At 48.8% G+C, this 16,511-nt stretch carries 17 protein-coding genes and 2 tRNA genes; 7 read left to right on the top strand and 12 right to left on the bottom strand.

Going from position 1 to position 16,511, the window contains the following annotated elements:
- Positions 1-26 precede the first annotated feature (26 nt).
- From DET_RS05020 to fabF, 3 genes are read right to left on the bottom strand one after another with little or no spacing between them, the layout of a single operon-like run.
- Positions 27-659, bottom strand: a complete 633-nt coding sequence (locus tag DET_RS05020; RefSeq protein WP_010936667.1) for a glycerol-3-phosphate acyltransferase — start codon at positions 657-659, stop codon at positions 27-29.
- Between the two features lie 15 nt (positions 660-674).
- Complete coding sequence (gene recJ / locus DET_RS05015; protein WP_010936666.1) at positions 675-2,375, bottom strand: single-stranded-DNA-specific exonuclease RecJ; 1,701 nt, start codon at positions 2,373-2,375, stop codon at positions 675-677.
- A complete protein-coding gene (fabF, locus tag DET_RS05010) occupies positions 2,359-3,627 on the bottom strand; it encodes a beta-ketoacyl-ACP synthase II (RefSeq protein ID WP_010936665.1) in 1,269 nt (422 codons plus the stop codon). Before fabF ends, recJ begins: the two co-directional genes overlap by 17 nt.
- An 88-nt stretch (positions 3,628-3,715) precedes the next feature.
- Here fabF and mtaB point away from each other — a divergent pair, with 88 nt between their 5' ends.
- Positions 3,716-4,957: a tRNA (N(6)-L-threonylcarbamoyladenosine(37)-C(2))-methylthiotransferase MtaB gene (gene mtaB / locus DET_RS05005; RefSeq protein ID WP_010936664.1), complete on the top strand. Its 1,242-nt coding sequence runs from the start codon at positions 3,716-3,718 to the stop codon at positions 4,955-4,957.
- A 62-nt stretch (positions 4,958-5,019) separates the two neighbouring features.
- Here mtaB and DET_RS05000 read toward each other — a convergent pair whose 3' ends face one another.
- Entirely contained in the window at positions 5,020-6,072 is a 1,053-nt protein-coding gene (locus DET_RS05000; protein WP_010936663.1) for a DUF128 domain-containing protein, read from the bottom strand.
- 100 nt (positions 6,073-6,172) lie between these two features.
- Positions 6,173-6,955 (bottom strand): imidazole glycerol phosphate synthase subunit HisF, encoded by a 783-nt coding sequence (hisF, locus tag DET_RS04995; RefSeq protein WP_010936662.1) that lies wholly within the window; start codon positions 6,953-6,955, stop codon positions 6,173-6,175.
- 136 nt (positions 6,956-7,091) lie between these two features.
- Between hisF and DET_RS04990 the strand changes: the two genes are divergently transcribed.
- The 3 genes from DET_RS04990 to DET_RS04980 all read left to right on the top strand — a co-directional run bounded on the left by DET_RS04990 (position 7,092) and on the right by DET_RS04980 (position 7,632).
- Positions 7,092-7,394: a Smr/MutS family protein gene (locus DET_RS04990; protein ID WP_010936661.1), complete on the top strand. Its 303-nt coding sequence runs from the start codon at positions 7,092-7,094 to the stop codon at positions 7,392-7,394.
- A 70-nt stretch (positions 7,395-7,464) separates the two neighbouring features.
- Positions 7,465-7,540: transfer RNA gene (locus DET_RS04985), tRNA-His, on the top strand.
- Positions 7,541-7,556: 16 nt separating this feature from the next.
- Positions 7,557-7,632 (top strand) — tRNA-Arg (locus DET_RS04980).
- Between the two features lie 136 nt (positions 7,633-7,768).
- Here DET_RS04980 and DET_RS04975 read toward each other — a convergent pair.
- From DET_RS04975 to DET_RS04955, 5 genes are all read right to left on the bottom strand, one after another.
- Positions 7,769-8,347 (bottom strand): superoxide dismutase, encoded by a 579-nt coding sequence (locus tag DET_RS04975; protein ID WP_010936660.1) that lies wholly within the window; start codon positions 8,345-8,347, stop codon positions 7,769-7,771.
- A 29-nt stretch (positions 8,348-8,376) separates the two neighbouring features.
- Positions 8,377-9,204, bottom strand: a complete 828-nt coding sequence (locus tag DET_RS04970) for a ferritin-like domain-containing protein (RefSeq protein WP_010936659.1) — start codon at positions 9,202-9,204, stop codon at positions 8,377-8,379.
- 54 nt (positions 9,205-9,258) lie between these two features.
- Positions 9,259-9,747 carry an Hsp20/alpha crystallin family protein gene (locus tag DET_RS04965; protein ID WP_010936658.1) on the bottom strand — a complete coding sequence of 163 codons (489 nt, stop codon included), beginning with the start codon at positions 9,745-9,747 and terminating at the stop codon, positions 9,259-9,261.
- Between the two features lie 95 nt (positions 9,748-9,842).
- The gene (locus tag DET_RS04960) at positions 9,843-12,329 is read right to left on the bottom strand and encodes a heavy metal translocating P-type ATPase (protein ID WP_010936657.1); all 2,487 of its coding nucleotides are present in this window, start codon (positions 12,327-12,329) and stop codon (positions 9,843-9,845) included.
- An 11-nt stretch (positions 12,330-12,340) separates the two neighbouring features.
- On the bottom strand, positions 12,341-12,583 hold the full coding sequence (locus DET_RS04955) for an SHOCT domain-containing protein (RefSeq protein WP_010936656.1): 243 nt from the start codon (positions 12,581-12,583) through the stop codon (positions 12,341-12,343).
- A gap of 179 nt (positions 12,584-12,762) precedes the next feature.
- On the opposite strand from DET_RS04955, the gene DET_RS04950 reads away from it, so the two are divergent.
- Genes DET_RS04950 through DET_RS04940 form a run of 3 tightly spaced genes read left to right on the top strand, consistent with a single transcriptional unit; the run spans position 12,763 to position 13,851 of the window.
- Positions 12,763-13,146 (top strand): iron-sulfur cluster assembly scaffold protein, encoded by a 384-nt coding sequence (locus DET_RS04950; RefSeq protein ID WP_010936655.1) that lies wholly within the window; start codon positions 12,763-12,765, stop codon positions 13,144-13,146.
- Position 13,147: 1 nt separating this feature from the next.
- A complete protein-coding gene (locus tag DET_RS04945; RefSeq protein WP_010936654.1) occupies positions 13,148-13,348 on the top strand; it encodes a hypothetical protein in 201 nt (66 codons plus the stop codon).
- A 14-nt stretch (positions 13,349-13,362) separates the two neighbouring features.
- Positions 13,363-13,851 (top strand): CBS domain-containing protein, encoded by a 489-nt coding sequence (locus tag DET_RS04940; protein ID WP_010936653.1) that lies wholly within the window; start codon positions 13,363-13,365, stop codon positions 13,849-13,851.
- A gap of 6 nt (positions 13,852-13,857) precedes the next feature.
- Here the strand turns inward: DET_RS04940 and DET_RS04935 are convergent, their stop codons facing one another.
- Complete coding sequence (locus DET_RS04935; RefSeq protein WP_010936652.1) at positions 13,858-14,442, bottom strand: indolepyruvate oxidoreductase subunit beta; 585 nt, start codon at positions 14,440-14,442, stop codon at positions 13,858-13,860.
- A 4-nt stretch (positions 14,443-14,446) separates the two neighbouring features.
- Complete coding sequence (gene iorA / locus DET_RS04930; protein ID WP_010936651.1) at positions 14,447-16,243, bottom strand: indolepyruvate ferredoxin oxidoreductase subunit alpha; 1,797 nt, start codon at positions 16,241-16,243, stop codon at positions 14,447-14,449.
- Positions 16,244-16,511 lie beyond the last annotated feature (268 nt).

Genomic DNA, 16,511 nt, shown 5'->3' with positions numbered 1-16,511 from the left:
CTTTTTACTGCGGATATGACGTTTGACTAAAGCCGTTCTTTAAGGTTTTTACGGAAAATAGCCCTCTTGGCATTGCCGGAGCCGGCCTTGTTTTTTATCTCTTTCATTCGGGGTATGTACATAATTATGGGTATCATAACTACCAGCAGGGAAAAAAGCACTTTACCCAAATCATGCTGCCCCAGCCAGGCCACCAGTATGAAGCTTAAAAAAGATATGCCGTAGCTAAGGGTGGGGAAACGGGTAATAGCCATCAGCACCAGAAAACAGGCTATATATATGGGTATGCCCTCCGGCATAAGGTAGGCCAGAATGCCAATGGCGGTGGCGCCGCCCTTGCCGCCCTTGAATTTCAGCCAGACCGGGTAATTATGACCGGCTATAGCCATCAGGGCGCACAGCATCTGGATACCCAGCCCCTCACCCAGCCAGTTGGCAACCGCCATAGCCAGAGCACCTTTGCCTATATCTACCGCCAGCACCAGAATGCCCGGCCAGAAACCCACGTTGTAAAAAACATTCATAGATCCCATGTTTTTTGAGCCTACGGTGCGAATATCTATACCTTTAAAAATCCGCCCTGCCAGATAAGGGGCAGGAGTAGAGCCGATAAAATATGCGGCAATGAGGGCGATTATAACCATTATCAAGCTGTTCATTTGCTCACCTTTTTACTAAATCTTGGTGCCTGCGGGGGCCATGTCAATTATCTTTAAGCGGAGCGTGTCTGTCCCGCACCATTTATCCAGTTCCAGATTATACACTATATCCACCGGAGATTGGAGAAAACCGTTCAGTTCCTTAAACTGGCGGAAGGCTATTCCGTCCCAGAAGCGACCTTTATGTTTTATCCGCAGTTTCAGGTGCTCGTTGTTGCTGCCCATGGAGCGGTAATCTGTAATATTCAGCCCCCGGCTGAGGAATACGGGTTTGGGGTTTGCTTCCCCGAAGGGGGCCAGCCGTTCAAGTTCGCGCAGGGTAGCCGGACAGAGCTGGCTTAGGTCTGTATCTATATCAATATCTATAAAGGGTTTCAGCTCTACCCCGCTTAGGCTTTCTTCGGCATAGGCGGATATACCCTTTATAAACGTATCCAGATGTTCTGTGGGCAAGGTGAAGCCGGCTGCCTGGGCATGCCCGCCGAAATGGCTGAACAAAGGGGCAAAGCGGCTGAGTGCCTGAATAATATTGAAATCCGGTATACTCCGGCAGCTGCCGGTGGCAAAGTCCGCATTGGTCTTGATGACAATAGACGGGCGGTAGTATTCGTCTGAGAGTCTGCCGGCCACCAGCCCGCTGATACCCTGGGGGCATTCGGCATCACTGTATACCAGCAGGGAGGGAGGTGATTGGCTGTCCAGCCTGGCTCTGGCTTTTTCCACAAAACGGACAGTTAATTGCTGGCGTTCGGTGTTCTTGTTTTCCAGCCAGAGAGCCAGTTCCTGGGAATCACTTATAGCCGTGGAGGTTAAGAGTTTGTACCCGGCCATAGCGTGCTCCAGACGCCCGGCGGCATTGAGGCGGGGCGCCATTATCCAGGAAATGCTTTCCGGCTCTATTTCCCCCAGACGCAGGCGGCTCAGCTGGGCCATTTCTACTATACCGGGACGCGGCTCTGCATTCAGGCGTTTTACGCCTTCCTTTACCAGATAACGGTTTTCGTCCAGAATGGGTACAATATCCGCAACCGTGCCGATGGCTACCAGGTCCAGCAGGTCTCTGGCTTCACTTTCCCGCCCCAGATTGCGGTACAAAGCCTGTATAACTTTATAAGCCACGCCCACCCCGGCCAGTTCTTTAAACGGGTAGGCTGAGCCGGGTACTTTGGGGTTTATAATGGCATGTGCAGGCGGCAGTTCATCAAGCGGAGTGTGATGGTCGGTAACTATCACGTCCAGCCCTATTTTATTTGCCCGTTTGATTTCGGGTATGGCGGTAATGCCGCAGTCTGTGCTGATGATAAGTGAAGCACCCTCGGCTTTGTGTTTTTCAAGGGCGGATATCTTCAGCCCGTAACCTTCGGTGATGCGGTGGGGTATATAGGGGGCTACATTTCCGCCTAGACGGGCAATACCCGTAGTCAGGACGGCTGTTGCCGTCAGCCCGTCAGCGTCAAAATCACCGTATACCACCATTTTTTCACCTGTCAGCAGGGCTTTGTAAATACGGCTGACCGCCTTTTCCATATCAGGAAATAAAAACGGGTCATGGTCTAAACGTCTGTCGGGTGACAGAAACATATCAGCTTCTTCAGGGGTTTTGATACCCCGGTTGTAAAGCAGACTGGTAATCAGGGGCGGATAAGGGAAATTCTGGCTGGTCTCTTCCGGAGGCGCCGGTTTTAGCTTCCAGAGGCAGTTAGCCAATATTTTCATCACCCATTTCCCTGAGGATAAGCACCGAATTATGCCCGCCGAAACCGAATGAATTATTAAGCGCCACCCTTACCTTGGCTCTGCGGGCGGTGTTGGGGGTGTAATCTAAATCACAGTCAGGGTCAGGAGTGGTGTAGTTTATGGTAGGCGGTATAATGCCGTTTTTAATAGTCAGGGCGCAGATAGAGGCTTCAATAGCCCCGGCCCCGCCTATCAGATGCCCCAGCATGGATTTGGTGGAGCTGATGGCCAGTTTCCGGGCGTGTTCCCCGAAGGCCACTTTAATAGCATTGGTTTCCATCTTGTCATTCAGGGGGGTAGATGTGCCGTGGGCATTTATATAGTCTACCGCTTCCGGTTTGATGCCGGCGGTATTCAGGGCAATATTTATAGCCCGGGCGGCTTCTACACCGGATTCCACCGGCTGGGTTATGTGAAAAGCGTCTGAAGAGCCGCCGTAACCGATTATCTCGGCAATGATATTTGCTCCCCTGGCTTTGGCAGACTCCATTTCTTCCAAAACCAAAATCGCCGCACCCTCCGCAATAACAAAGCCGTCCCGGTTGGCATCAAACGGGCGCGAAGCCGTCTGGGGGTCTTCATTGCGGGTGGATAGGGCTTTTAAGGCTGAAAAACCGGCAAAACCAACCGGGTTCATAATAGATTCGGCACCGCCCGCCAGGATAATCTTGGCCGAACCAAAACGTATTTTTTCAAATGCTGTGCCTATGGCGTCTGAACCAGAAGAACAGGCCGAAGTAGTACAGAAATTAGGCCCTTTAAGACCCAGCTGGATAGAAACCTGGGCTCCGGCCATGTCTGCAATCATCATGGGTACTAAAAAAGGGCTGACTCTGTCCGGCCCTTGTTCCAGGAAAACTTTGATTTGTTCAAAGAGAACCGAAAGCCCGCCTATGCCGCTGCCTACAATTACCCCGATATCCTGCCGGACGCTTTCATCTGCCCCCAGTCCCGAATTTTCCAGTGCCTGTTTGCCGGCGGCTACCGCCAGCTGGGCAAAACGGTCCATGCGGCGGATATCCTTGCGGGATATATAGTTCGCCGGGTCAAAATCTTTGACCTCTCCGCCAAAGCGGACAGCCAGATTTGATGCGTCAAAGAGGCTGATATGGTCTATACCTGAACGGCCGTTTATCAGGCCTTCCCAGGTGGTTTGAGTATCAAGTCCAAGAGGGCTGACAATGCCGATGCCGGTTATGACAACCCTGTTTTGGGGCTGGTTATCAGTCATCTGTTCACCTCAGTTGTTAAATTGGCTATTTATAACACAGGCATATTATAACTGCAAGTTTGGGGAGGCTTTGGTATAATCAGGTTTGATGTTTAATATAGCTTTAGATACACTGGGCTGCAAGCTGAATCAGGCTGAGACCGAGGCCTTCGGGCGTGAATTTGCCCGGGCAGGTTACCGTCTGGTAAGCCCTCAGGATAACTGGGATATTTATATTTTAAACAGCTGTACGGTTACTCACGTGGCAGACCGCAAAGCCCGTTATCAGATACGTATTGCCCGCCGGCATAATCCGGCTGGGTTTATCTGCCTCATGGGGTGTTATGCCCAAAACGGCGGGGATAAGCTAAGCTGCCCGGATGCTGATTTGATACTGGATAATTGCCGTAAAAGCGGTATAGCGGCTGAAATAAGCCGCCTTTTTCCGCCGGAAGCTCTTGCTCCATCTCTGTATGAAAACGGCCGGACACGCAGTTTTATCAAGATACAGGACGGCTGTGATAACTTTTGTTCATATTGCATAGTGCCGTTTGTCAGGCGGCATAAAAGCTGCCGCCGGGTTGACGAAATAATCAGCGAAATAAACCTTCGGCAGGCTGAAGGGTATCAGGAGATTGTGCTTACCGGCACGGAAATCGGCGAGTATGCTTCAGGCGGGGTTGACCTTGCGGGGTTGATTGAGGCTATCCTGGCCAATACCCAAATACCCCGTTTGCGCTTGTCTTCCTTGCAGCCAGGTGAAATAACCCCTCGGCTGTTAGCTCTTTGGGAAAACCCCCGCTTGTGCCGCCATTTTCATATGGCCCTGCAGAGCGGCAGTGACTGCATACTGGCTTTGATGCGCCGCCCTTATAGTCTGGGTGATTATAACCGGGCATTAGAGGCAATCCGCAGTCAGGTTCCGGGTGCGGCTGTGACTACAGACTTGATTGTGGGTTTTCCGGGAGAAACCGAAGAAGACTTTGCCTTGAGCCTGAAATATATACAGCAGGCCGGGTTTGCCCGGGTGCATGCTTTTCCGTATTCCGAGCGGCTGGGTACGCTGGCATCAGGCATGGAGGGTAAAATAGACCCGTCCGTTATAAAAAAACGCCTTTCCCTGGTGATGGCTGCGGCTAAAAGTGTCAGTATGCAGTACCGCCGGCAGAGCAAAGGCTTGGGAAAAGAGGTACTCTGGGAGAATAAAATGCGGGACGGCCTCTGGTTTGGCTATACTTCAGACTATATACGGGTGTACGGCAGATTTTCCGGCCAGCCGACTAATACTATTTCACAAGTGAAATTGGTTAAAATTTATGCTGACGGTATGTTAGCCGCTGATACAGTATGACATAATATTATTTCCAAACGGCAGTTTAAGGCAAATGTGCAGATAAAGATAGGTAAAAGCTGTCAGGCAGGTTTTTTAAGGCCTGCCGCTTCCCAGTAATTTTTAAAGCTGCTGTAGGGTATCAGACCGCTCATGGCCTGGCTGGCTGCCGGTATATCGTTTTCAACAGCGGCCGCTACCGGATTAAGCCCGCCCATCATTATCATACCTACTTTATTCAGTCCTGACGGCATTTCGCAAACTGATTTACCGGCTTCACCTACAACCAGTACCCCGTTAATGCCGGCGTTTCTCAGTTTGGCTATTATCTTTTCGGCCAGCGGCAAACTGGCGGCAGGTATCTCGCGGAAATTACATAATACTTTGCCCTCACCCCTTCGGGCTACTTCTGAAACGCTGGTCATCCGGCTGGCAATAAATATTTCAGAGGGGTCAAGCGAAGAGCCTGTATAGTAAATCATATCCGTAAAGCGCCGCGGTTTATTCTGGTGGAACTGCAAAGTACCCCCGAAGCGGGAATCCATGGGAATACCTGCCTTAAGCAGGGTGCCGTTTATTACAATGGAACAGACAGTGGCAAAAGCAACCTGCCCGGCGGGTACGCTGATATCCGCAATCTTGTCTCCTTCATGGGCAATGCACACCAGCTCACTTACGCACAAATTGGCTTTATACGCCTGGGCCATAGCCCTGAGGGCCGGTTTGAACTGCTCTTTGGCAAAAAAGGATATATTTACCGGCACCATTCCGCTAAGGGTGTCCAGATTGAAATCTGTCAGATAGGCCAGACGCTCAATCTTGTCAATAACAAAGCCGACTTTGTCAGTTACCAGGGCATTTTCCAGTTCCTCAAGACCAAGCTGGGTAATGCTCCGGCCGTCACGCCGGCTTATCTTGCAGGTCATTCCTCTGTCATCCAGCATTATCAGGTGATAGCGGACTGCCCGTTCCGAAAGCTCAATGCCGTATTCATTCTTCAGGCGGCGGGCAATGATTTTACTGCCAAGCGGTGTCTGGCAGCTGGCCAGAACACGCAAAATGGCTAATTTTTCGCGCTCTACTTCGCGTCCGTCCTGTTTTATCAAGTTAATCCTCGGTGTAAGATTTTTATTCATTGTAACAGCGCCCCGTCATATAAGGCAATAATTTGCCGTATGCAGGGCAAGATTTTTATATTTGTTCGGCCGGACAGCGGCAGGCGTATTTTACGGGAAACTATCTGAGGGGCGGCATATTTACCGGTATACCCCGTGAGTATAAATATTTTTTCAGTTCCATTATATTTATCATGCCGGAATGAAATACCGAAGCCGCAAGCACCGCCTGGGCTTTGCCCCCGGTTATTACGGCATATATATCCTCCATACTGCCGGCACCGCCCGAAGCTATTACCGGTATACTTACTGCTTGGGCAACTGCTTTGGTCATCTCCAGGTCATAGCCGCTTTTAGTTCCGTCAGTATCCCGGCTGGTAAGCAAAATAGCACCTGTTCCTTGCTTTTCAATCTGTTTCACCCAGCTCACCAGTTCCAAACCATGTTTATTGTCTGTATCGGGCATAATAGCCTCCAGACGGTGAAGCCCGCTTTCGGGCGGGTTTTTAATCCCATCTATAGCCGTAATTATACGTTCACTGCCGAATCTGGCTGCCGCTTCCGCCAGAAAACCCAGATTTTGGGGTGTAATGTTATTTAGGGCAACTCTGCTTACACCAAGAGACAGCAAACTTTTAATATCCCTCAGGTCTCTGATACCGCCGCCCGCAAGCAGCGGCAAATCTGTATTCCCTATAATCTTTTTAACCCAGTCCGTGTGGATAGCACTTCCTTCCAGAATGGCAGTCATATCCAAAAAGGCCAGTTCGTCCGCCCCCTGTCCGGAATATGCCAAAGCGGCTTCAGCCTGGTCATAGGAATCTGCCATTCGGGTAAACTCTATTGCTTTGGTTACCCGGTTATTCTTCACATCTAAACAGGGGATAATCTTGATAGGGTTCACCTTATCACCATCAGTTTTTATTCATTTGCATGTAAACTGGCGCACTTGGGAATAGTATGCTATTTGGAGGTTCAAAGTAAAGTTGGCGGTTCAAAGGTGTTAAGCGGAGTTGTCCTGATATTGCCCGCATACGGCTATGATGTTAAGATATCTTGTGCCGTACAATTTGAAGCGAAGCCGCCCTGACAATGTGCCAAATGAAATAAGCCTTCGTCACCTGACTGTTGATGAAGCTTTGCCGGCATTTAAGCAGTATTTGAATGATGCGTTTATGGCCGGGCATATGATTATAAAAATTATACACGGGAAAAGCGGCGGCGTAATCCGTGGGCTGGTCTGGGAAGAGCTCAAGGGGCATCCCCTTGTTCAGTCTTACCGTTTGGGTGAATACGGGGAGGGCGGTTCGGGTGTAACTATCGCTTACCTGGAGCGGCGTTAAAGCCACATAAGACTTTTGCACAAATAAATTGAAATGATAGGTGGGTTTTGGCTATAATACTGTGGTTTTGGTGAGTGTGGCCTAGCGGTTAAGGCACCAGGTTGTGGCCCTGGAGATCGTGGGTTCAAGTCCCATCACTCACCCCATTTTTTTAAACGGCCTGCGCCTATAGCTCAGTGGATAGAGCATCGGTCTTCGGAACCGAGGGTCGTGGGTTCGAATCCCTCTAGGCGCGCCATATTTGAAGCTGAATATAAGCCCCAGGCAGTAAAAAGCCAGGGGCTTTTTTGTTGTTAAAATAGTTATTTTGAATATATATGAAAATTAAATTGTGGGGCAGTAAAAAAACTGCCCCCCTTTTTTATCTATCTGGTCTAGTTCTGAAATCGTTTTTCAGCTTCGTCCCAATTTATATTTTTAAGGAAAGCAGCAATATAATCCGCCCGTTTAAGTCCGTAATCTGTCATAAAGGCGTGTTCAAATATGTCTATCACCAGTATCGGGGTTATTCCTGCCAAATGCCCGGTTTCGTGTTCATTTATCCATTGGTTAAACAGCCGCCCGGTTTGGGAGTCTTTGTAGAGTATTACCCAGCCTATACCCCGCATAGAAGCGGTGGCTTTAAAGTCAGTTTCCCAGAGCTGGTAACTGCCAAACTCTGCTGAGAGAGCCTGGTAAAGTTTGCCTGTATTTGATAAGGGGGCGGATTTACCCAGGTTTGAAAAATAGTATTCATGCAGGCGCATTCCGTCAAACTCAAATCCGAAGCGGCGTTTAAGTTCAGCGTACTCCGGAGCAGCCGTTTTGCCTTCGGCCAGCATAGTTTTCAGTGTGTCTGAAAGCTTATTGGTGTTGTTCACATAACCCTGATACAAAGTGAAATGATTTTTGAGTAGCGTGTCGGAGAATCCCTCAAGTCCTAATAGGGCTGAATAATCATGAGCTGTATACATAACAAATCCCTCCGCAATAATAATATATTTTATTCTAACAGGTCTTTAAATACTTCGGCATGGTAGCGTTCATGGGCTGAAAGTTTTTTGAATAATTCTTTTACGTCACTTTCGGTTGACTGGATAGCGGATTGGTCGTATTTGTCAGCCACCTTGTGTTCCAGTTCTATATCTGCCTTGAGCATCTTGTTGTGTTCAAGGGTTTGTTCAATTTTACCATGTTCCAGATGCGGAAAACCTTTTTTGTCTATCATTTTTTCTGCAAGCCAGCCCATGTGCTGCATTTCGTTTATGGCCTGGTCCTGGAGCTCTTTCCGGGTTTCCTCATTTTTGGCGGCATAAGACTGGAGCAGATACTGAAGGATAACTGTGTATTCATGTTTTATGCCCCAGCTCAGGTTTTCAGCAGTAGTACCGGTGGCATTCCCGCGCTTGTCGGCCATCTTTTCCCGTAGTGTCTTCTCGGCAAAGTGTTTAAAGTCCCTCTGATGGGATTCCTCGTCCGAAAGGATACGCATAAGCAAACGCTTTATTTTAGGGTCGTCAATCAGCCTTATATGTTCACGGTACTGAGCGATAGCACCGTTCTCCAGCCCTATATTGGCCTGCATCCATTCGGATACAGTTTGGCCGGTCATATCCATCATGCCCCGTTTGAAGCTGGGTTCTCCGCCCAAATCTGTAATGGCCTCTGCCAGCCAATCCAGATGGCGCATTTCTTCACGGGCAATAGCTTCTATCTCGCAGGCTGTCTCTCCTTCACCTATAGCGTAGGCATGACCCAGATACTGGATAATAGCTCCGTGTTCATCTTCCATATCTCTATTAAGCAGCTCAATAATCTTGGGTCTATCCATCCGGAGTCCTTTCTTAGCGGTATTATTCAGAGCGGGCAGTCTATCTAAGTATGGTCAGGATTTGGTTTTTGGATTGCCTGGTTTGGTATTTATGTTGGCTTTTCTGGTTTTGGCGGCCTTGGTCACCGAAACCTTCTTAGCCTTAGCTTCGGATACCTTGGGTATGCTGATTTCCAAGATGCCGTTATCCAGCGTGGCTGCAATATTCTGGATGCTGGTATTGTTGGGCAGGGTCATAGAGCGTGAGAAACTGCCGTAACTTCTTTCACTGAAGTAATAATTTTCCTCAGATACTTCGCTGGTGTACTTTTTTTCGCCTTTGATGGTAAGTACGTTATCTGATACCGAAACTTCAATATCCTCTTCATTTATGCCGGGCATCTCTGCCTTTATCAGATATTTGTCCTTAAGCTCCAGCATTTCGGTAGCCGGCAGCCAGTCACGTTCGTTAGCTAGCATACTCCAAAGGCCGGGACTGAGTATTTCTCGGAAAGGACGCCAGGGACGCAGTGACCAACCCGGTTGCCATCTTTCCAGAGTCATAATCAAACCTCCTTTTCGCCCGCTCTCTCCTTATATAAAAGTATGCCATGCCGGTAAAAATGTCTCAATACGTATCAATACTTATAACGGGTGTGTTATTGCTTTAGATAAGTATTTAGTTTTACCCTGCGCAGGCGGAGGGAATTGCTGACTACAGTCAGAGAGCTGACGGCCATGGCCAGAGCTGCCAGTATGGGGTTTAAAAATCCGTATTCTCCCAGGAAGAAATGAAGGGATTGGGGGACACCGCTGTGGCTTAAAAACAGGTAGAGTACCCCGGCTGCCACGGGTATCAGGATAATATTGTAGAAAAAAGCCCAGAAAAGATTTTGGCGGATAGTATTAAAAGTTGCCTTGCTAAGGACGATAGCTTTGGTAAGACCGAATAAATCACCTGAGATAAGGGTGATATCACCGGTTTCCATAGCTATATCAGTGCCGGTGCCTATGGCTATGCCTACGTCTGCCTTTGCCAGTGCCGGGGCATCATTTATACCGTCTCCCACCATAGCTACAAAGTGACCTTGGTCTTGCAGTTCCTGTACCAGCCTTGATTTGTCTTCAGGCTTTACCTCAGATATATACTGGTCCAAGCCAAGTTCGTCTGCAATGCGTTTGGCTGCCCTCTGGTTGTCACCGGTGAGCATAATAGTGCGGAGTTTATTTGCCTTGAGTTCGGCTACCACCGCCTGGGATTCGCGTTTTAATATATCCCGTACCGCCACCATACCCTCAAGTTTGCCGTCCGCTGCCACGAAAATAAGGTTTTCCCCGGCTTCCCAGAGCTTGTCAGCCTCAGATTGGTATTCAGCAAGGGATATCCGGTTTGACTGCATCAGGTTTGCGTTGCCGATGAGTATTTGTTTGCCGCTAACAGTGGCTTTTAACCCCGCACCGGGCAGGGCGGAAAACTCTGACGAGGAGGTAATCTTTAGTTTTTTGCGCGCAGCCTCTTTTACCACTGCTTTGGCCAGAGGGTGTTCGGAAAACTGTTCGGCAGAGGCTACCAGGGTTAAGAAGGAATCTTTATCCATGGTATGGCTTACCAGATTGCTTAGCACCGGTTTGCCGCGGGTAAGAGTACCCGTTTTATCCAGTACAATTGTATCCAGTTTATGCATTTTCTCCAGTGCCACCGCACTGCGGATAAGTATTCCGTTTTCAGCCCCTTTGCCCATACCCACAATTAAAGCGGTGGGTGTGGCCAGCCCCAAAGCACACGGGCAGGCAATAACAAGTACGGCTATCATATTTAAAGCGGCATAGGTAAAAGATGGCTCTGGCCCGAATACCAGCCAGAACACAAAGGTCAGTATGGCTATACTGATAACCGCCGGTACAAATACCGAGGCTATTTTGTCCGCCAGACGCTGGATAGGGGCTTTGCTTCCCTGAGCTTCCTCAACCAGCCGGATTATCCTGGCCAGGGCGGTATCCGCCCCTACTTTTTGAGCTTCGTAAGTAAATGCGCCGGTTTGATTAAACGTACCGCCGATAACATAATCCCCGGCTTTTTTTTCAGCCGGTATACTCTCTCCGGTTACCATAGATTCGTCCAGGCTGGAATAGCCTTCCAATATCAGCCCGTCAACCGGCAGCCGTTCCCCCGGACGGATAACAATTTTATCTCCAGCCACCACTTCGCTGATGCCCACCAGTATTTCCTTGCCGTCCCGGATAATTGAAGCGGTACTTGGCTGAAGGCCGACCAGACGGCGGATGGCATCAGAGGTGCGCCCTTTGGCACGGGCTTCCAGAAAACGCCCGGTCAGGATAAGGGCGATAATCATGGCGGAGGTATCAAAGTAAAGGTGCTTTTCCAGCAGCGGTGAATCAAATATTGAGGGGAATACCAAAGCAGTCAGGCTGTACAGGTAAGCTGCAGAAGTACCCAGGGCGATAAGAGTATTCATGTCCGAGGTGCGGTTTTTCAGGGCGGCAAATGCCCCGCGGTAAAAACGCAGCCCAGCCCAGAACTGCACGGGCGTAGCCAGCAAGAACATAATAAATTCCTTGCCGCCAAAGGCTGGCAGGAATCCTATAATCATAAGGCTTATTCCCAGCACCAGAGCAACTGTAAGTTCCTGTTGCAGTTTGCGGGTTTCGGCATTTTCCGAGCTGTTAAGCTCGTTTTGGGGTGTTTCTTCCGACAGCAGTTCGTAGCCGGTGTTTTTTATGGCTTGGCTGAGTTCACGGTAGGAAATAAAATCCAGATACTCCACATTGGCAGTCTGATTAGCCAGGTTTACACTGGCACTGAGAACCCCGTTTGTGTTCTTCAGGGCTTTTTCGGCTCTGGCTACGCAGGAAGCACAGTGGAGGCCCTTTATGGGGAAAATGGATTTGCGGCTGATAACGCCGTAACCCAAGCCCGAAATAATAGATTTAATATCTGCCAGGCTGATAACGGCCGGGTCATAGCTGAATATAAGTTTGGCGGAGGCAAAATTCAGTTTGGGGTCTGTTATCCCGTCTGTTTTTGACAAACGCGCTTCTATACTGGCGGCGCATCTGGTACATGACATACCGCTTATACCCATGATTATCTTTGGCAAAGTATCCGGCAGGTTCTTTTCAGGCATTATTTTTAAGCTTATGACAAAAGGTCTTTCTTCATTTGGTCAAACTCTTCTTTACTTATTTCACCTTTGGCGTAGCGTTCTTTCAAAGTTTCCATGTAATGGGTTTTAGTGGCTGAAGATGAGGGCTGCCCTTTCCGGACAAGCTGAACAATACCCCAGATAATTAGGCCGATAATGGCGCACCAGAAAATCAGCATGAAAATACCGCCGAAAAACATCCAGCCCCAGCCGGCACTTGACCAGTCAAACATCATGGTTTTGGCCTCCTCGGCATATTTATTAATATCATATAATATTATAGCATATCAGATATGATTTCAGATTTGACTGTTAAGCTCCAAAAGTATGTGTTAAAATTATATAAAGGCTGGGATTTTGATTTTTGGCTTTTCAGTTGTTATCCTAGTAGTATCCGGGGAAAAGGGGATGGAAAATGGCTTTTTACTTTGAAAAGGTGATGGAATACTTTGTGAATCCTCTTAATTCGGGTGAAATGGAAAATCCTGACGGCATAGGCAGAGCCGGAAATGACATTTGCGGAGATGTTACCGAATTTTACATAAGGGTAAAAGATAACCGTCTGGTGGAAGTGAAATTTAAAACTTACGGCTGCGGGGCAGCTGTGGCTATATCCAGTCTGGTAAGCCTGATGGCTACCGATAAAACAATTGAAGAAGCTATGAAAATTGATAACAAGGCAGTAGAGGCTGAGATTAAGGGGCTGCCGCAGAACCGCAGCCATTGTTCCCAGATGGGCCCCCAGGCCCTGCACAGCGCTATTGCTGATTATAAAAGCAAAGTTCAGGCCAGAGGTTAATATGACACATTCAAATTCTGCTAAAAATCCGACTGCTTGCCCATACTGTGATATTGCTACCGAAGCGGAAGCGCGTATGCCTTTCTGCAAGGCCTGCAAGCTGTCACTTTTTTACTGTCCGGCTTGTGGCGGGTTGGTCGGGCGGGGGGAAGCATTTTGTCCCCATTGCCAGGCAGAGATGACCGGACAAAAAGAAAAATAGACGGGTGAGGGATTTTGGAAAACGTTATAGTCAGTGAACTGTGTGAAAAAATATCTGAGAAGCGGATGGTCCGGGATGATATGGGTATTGAGTATGCCATAAAGGCTTTTGCTTCGCATACCCATACCCACGTCCTTTTTGTGGTCAATAAAGATGGCGTTTTGACCGGGATTGTTAAGCTTAAGCAGCTGCTTGAGTGGGTAAAAGTGAAGCTGAATATCGTGTCTGAAAAGCACATTGTTACCCGCTCGGATGCCTTTGAGGTGCTGCGTCTCAGCCAGTCATGCACTATTAAAGAAATAACTTCCGAAATTATCAGCGTCAAGCAGGGCGATACCATTGCCCATGCCGTAAACCTGATGGCCGAAAAGGAAATGGTGGAAATACCGGTAGTAGATGACGCTGGCAAGCTGGTGGGCGAACTCAGGATTTCAGATTTGCTTTCCAAGCTGATGGTGGATATTGAGACCGCCGAATCTGATAATACCTGCACTACAAACTAGTTTTACCTAGCGTGAAGCCGCGTATCCGGCGGCAAATGCTTTCAAATTGCCCTCAAGTAACTTTGGGGGCAAACGCTTTTTTATAGCCCCGGCTAGTATCTCGTGGTCAAAGGGCAGATAACTGGCGGCATATCCCAGCAGGTAAATATTCAGCATTTTGGCATTCCCAAGCTCTTTGACTGCCTGGTTAGCGGCTATAAAATCTGCTTTTATGCCCATTTGTTTATACCCCTCAAGTATTTCGGCATCTGAAGGGTATTCTGCAATGCCCAGGCTTATTGAGGCCGGGGGCATGGCCATATCATTGATAACGGCTTTAGTCTGTTTGCCCAGATACTCCATATAGCGGGCGGCCTCCAGTTTTTCAAAGGCAATTATCAAATCAGTCTGTCCCTGCGGGATAAGGGGGGAGGATACTTCTTTATCAAAACGCAGGTGGCTGACTACACTCCCGCCGCGTTGTGCCATGCCCAAAGTATCTGTCTTTTTGACATCATAACCGGCAGCCATGGCCGCATCACACAGAATATTGCTGGCCAGTATTACCCCCTGTCCGCCCACGCCTACAATCAATATACCAAACTTTTTCATAAGTTTACGCCGCCTCATTGGTTTTAATGGCTTTTTGGGGGCAGACCTGGGAGCACAGGTTGCAATTACTGCCGGTGCAAAGGCCTGGGTCTATAAAGAGTTTGTCACCGTCACGCTGTATAGCCGGACAGCCTAAAAGCAGGCAGGCATCACACCTGTTGCACAGGCTGGTGTCTATGGTATTTGGCAGGGAGCGTTTCCGGCAGATGACATTACACTCTCCGCGTACAATTATCACGTTCAGCTCGCCGCTGGATATGGCATTTTTCAGCCCGTTTCTCAAAGCTTTCAGGTCAAAAGCGGGCAAGACCTGCAGGTTTTTTATCCCGGCACCTCTGACCAGTTCTTCTAAATTTACCTCGGTAACGGTTTGGCCGTTTGCCGCAATGCCGCAGCCGGGGTTTCCCTGATGCCCGGTCATGGCGGTAGTGCGGTTATCCAGTATCAGTATGGTTATCTTTGACTGGTTGTAAACGGCGTTAATCAGACCGTTTATGCCGGAATGCATAAAGGTGGAGTCACCGATAATGGCTATAACGGGTTCGCCAAGGCCGGCTTTTTCCATGCCCACTGCCTGGCTGATACTTCCGCCCATACAGCCGCAGGTATCCATGGCCGAAAGCGGCGGATAAGCCCCCAGGGTATAGCAGCCTATGTCACCCGAAAGCACCAGCTTGGGTTCACGCTTTGGCTTTCCGGGCAGAGCCGAACGCTGTCCCAGAGTGCTGAGGGTAAAAAATATGCCGGTATGCGGGCAGCCCGCACACAAAAGCGGCGGCCGCTTGGGAAAGTCCGGGGTATTTATTTTTGGCAGAGTGTCTTTAATCTCAGGCAGTATGCCCGCTTTGATTGCCGCAGCCCAGATTATATCCGGGTTAAGTTCGCCGCTGCGGGGTATGTATTTTTTACCTATTACGGATATGCCCATGCGGCACAGGGAATCTTCAAGAACCGAATCCAGTTCTTCCACCACAAATATAGTTTCAACACTCTGGCTGAACTCTTTTATAAGGTTTTTAGGTAAAGGGTAGGTCATGCCCAGCTTTAAAAATGAAGCTTCAGGGAAAACCTCTTTAGCATATTGAAAGGCAATGCCGCTGCTTATGATACCCAGTTTGGCATTTCCGGGTATGTACTGGTTACAAGGGCAGTTTTCGGCATATTCGCCTATCAGTTCTTCCCTTTTAAGCACCTTCGGCCAGCGTACCCGGGCAGCGGTGGGTACCATCACCAGTTTGGCGGTATCATGTTTAAACGCAGCCTGGGCTGCGGGTTGTTTTTCAGCAGAAGTTTCCACCAGAGAGCTGGAATGGGAAACACGGGTGGTGCTGCGCAGAATTACCGGCGTATCAAAATGTTCGCTCAGTTCAAAAGCCAAAGCCATAAAATCATAGGCTTCCTGACTGTTTGACGGCTCTAGCACCGGCATTTTAGAAAGCCGGGCATAGTGGCGGGTATCCTGTTCGTTCTGGGAGGAGTGTATGCCGGGGTCATCTGCTACTACTATGACCAAGCCGCCCTTTACCCCGGTGGTGGATGCAGCCATAAAGGCATCTGCGGCTACGTTTAAGCCCACATGTTTCATAGCCGCCAAAGCCCTCACCCCGGTATAAGATGCGCCGGTTGCCACTTCTACGGCTACAGCTTCGTTAGATGACCACTGGGTATTTATATCCGGAAATCTGGCCAGATTTTCCATTATTTCGGTACTGGGGGTGCCGGGATAGGCAGCAGCCAGTTTAAGACCTGCGTTATATGCACCTAAGGCTAAAGCTTCATTGCCGGATAATAGCTTTTTCAAGACCTTGTTCTCCCCTTGGCTAATAGTTCTAGGATAATGAATAGCTTGCGGCTTGTCAATCAGGCGGGATATGTATATTTGAGTGTGCTTTCAGGTACGGCGGAAATATTATGGTTTGACACACATTTATACCTGTGTTACACTACGCCGATGAGATACACAGGCTATGCTTATTTTTACTTCATGTTTACCGGGCGCACTTTGTGTGCGCTTTCGGGGGCAGTTGATAAGTAAAAATAGGTAGACCGGTTTAAATAAGCAAAAGTGT

The sequence above is a fragment of the Dehalococcoides mccartyi 195 genome (assembly GCF_000011905.1).
Taxonomy (GTDB): Bacteria; Chloroflexota; Dehalococcoidia; order Dehalococcoidales; family Dehalococcoidaceae; genus Dehalococcoides; species Dehalococcoides mccartyi.
The sequence above is the reverse complement of the archived record's forward strand: the minus strand, read 5'-3'. Positions and strand labels throughout refer to the sequence as shown.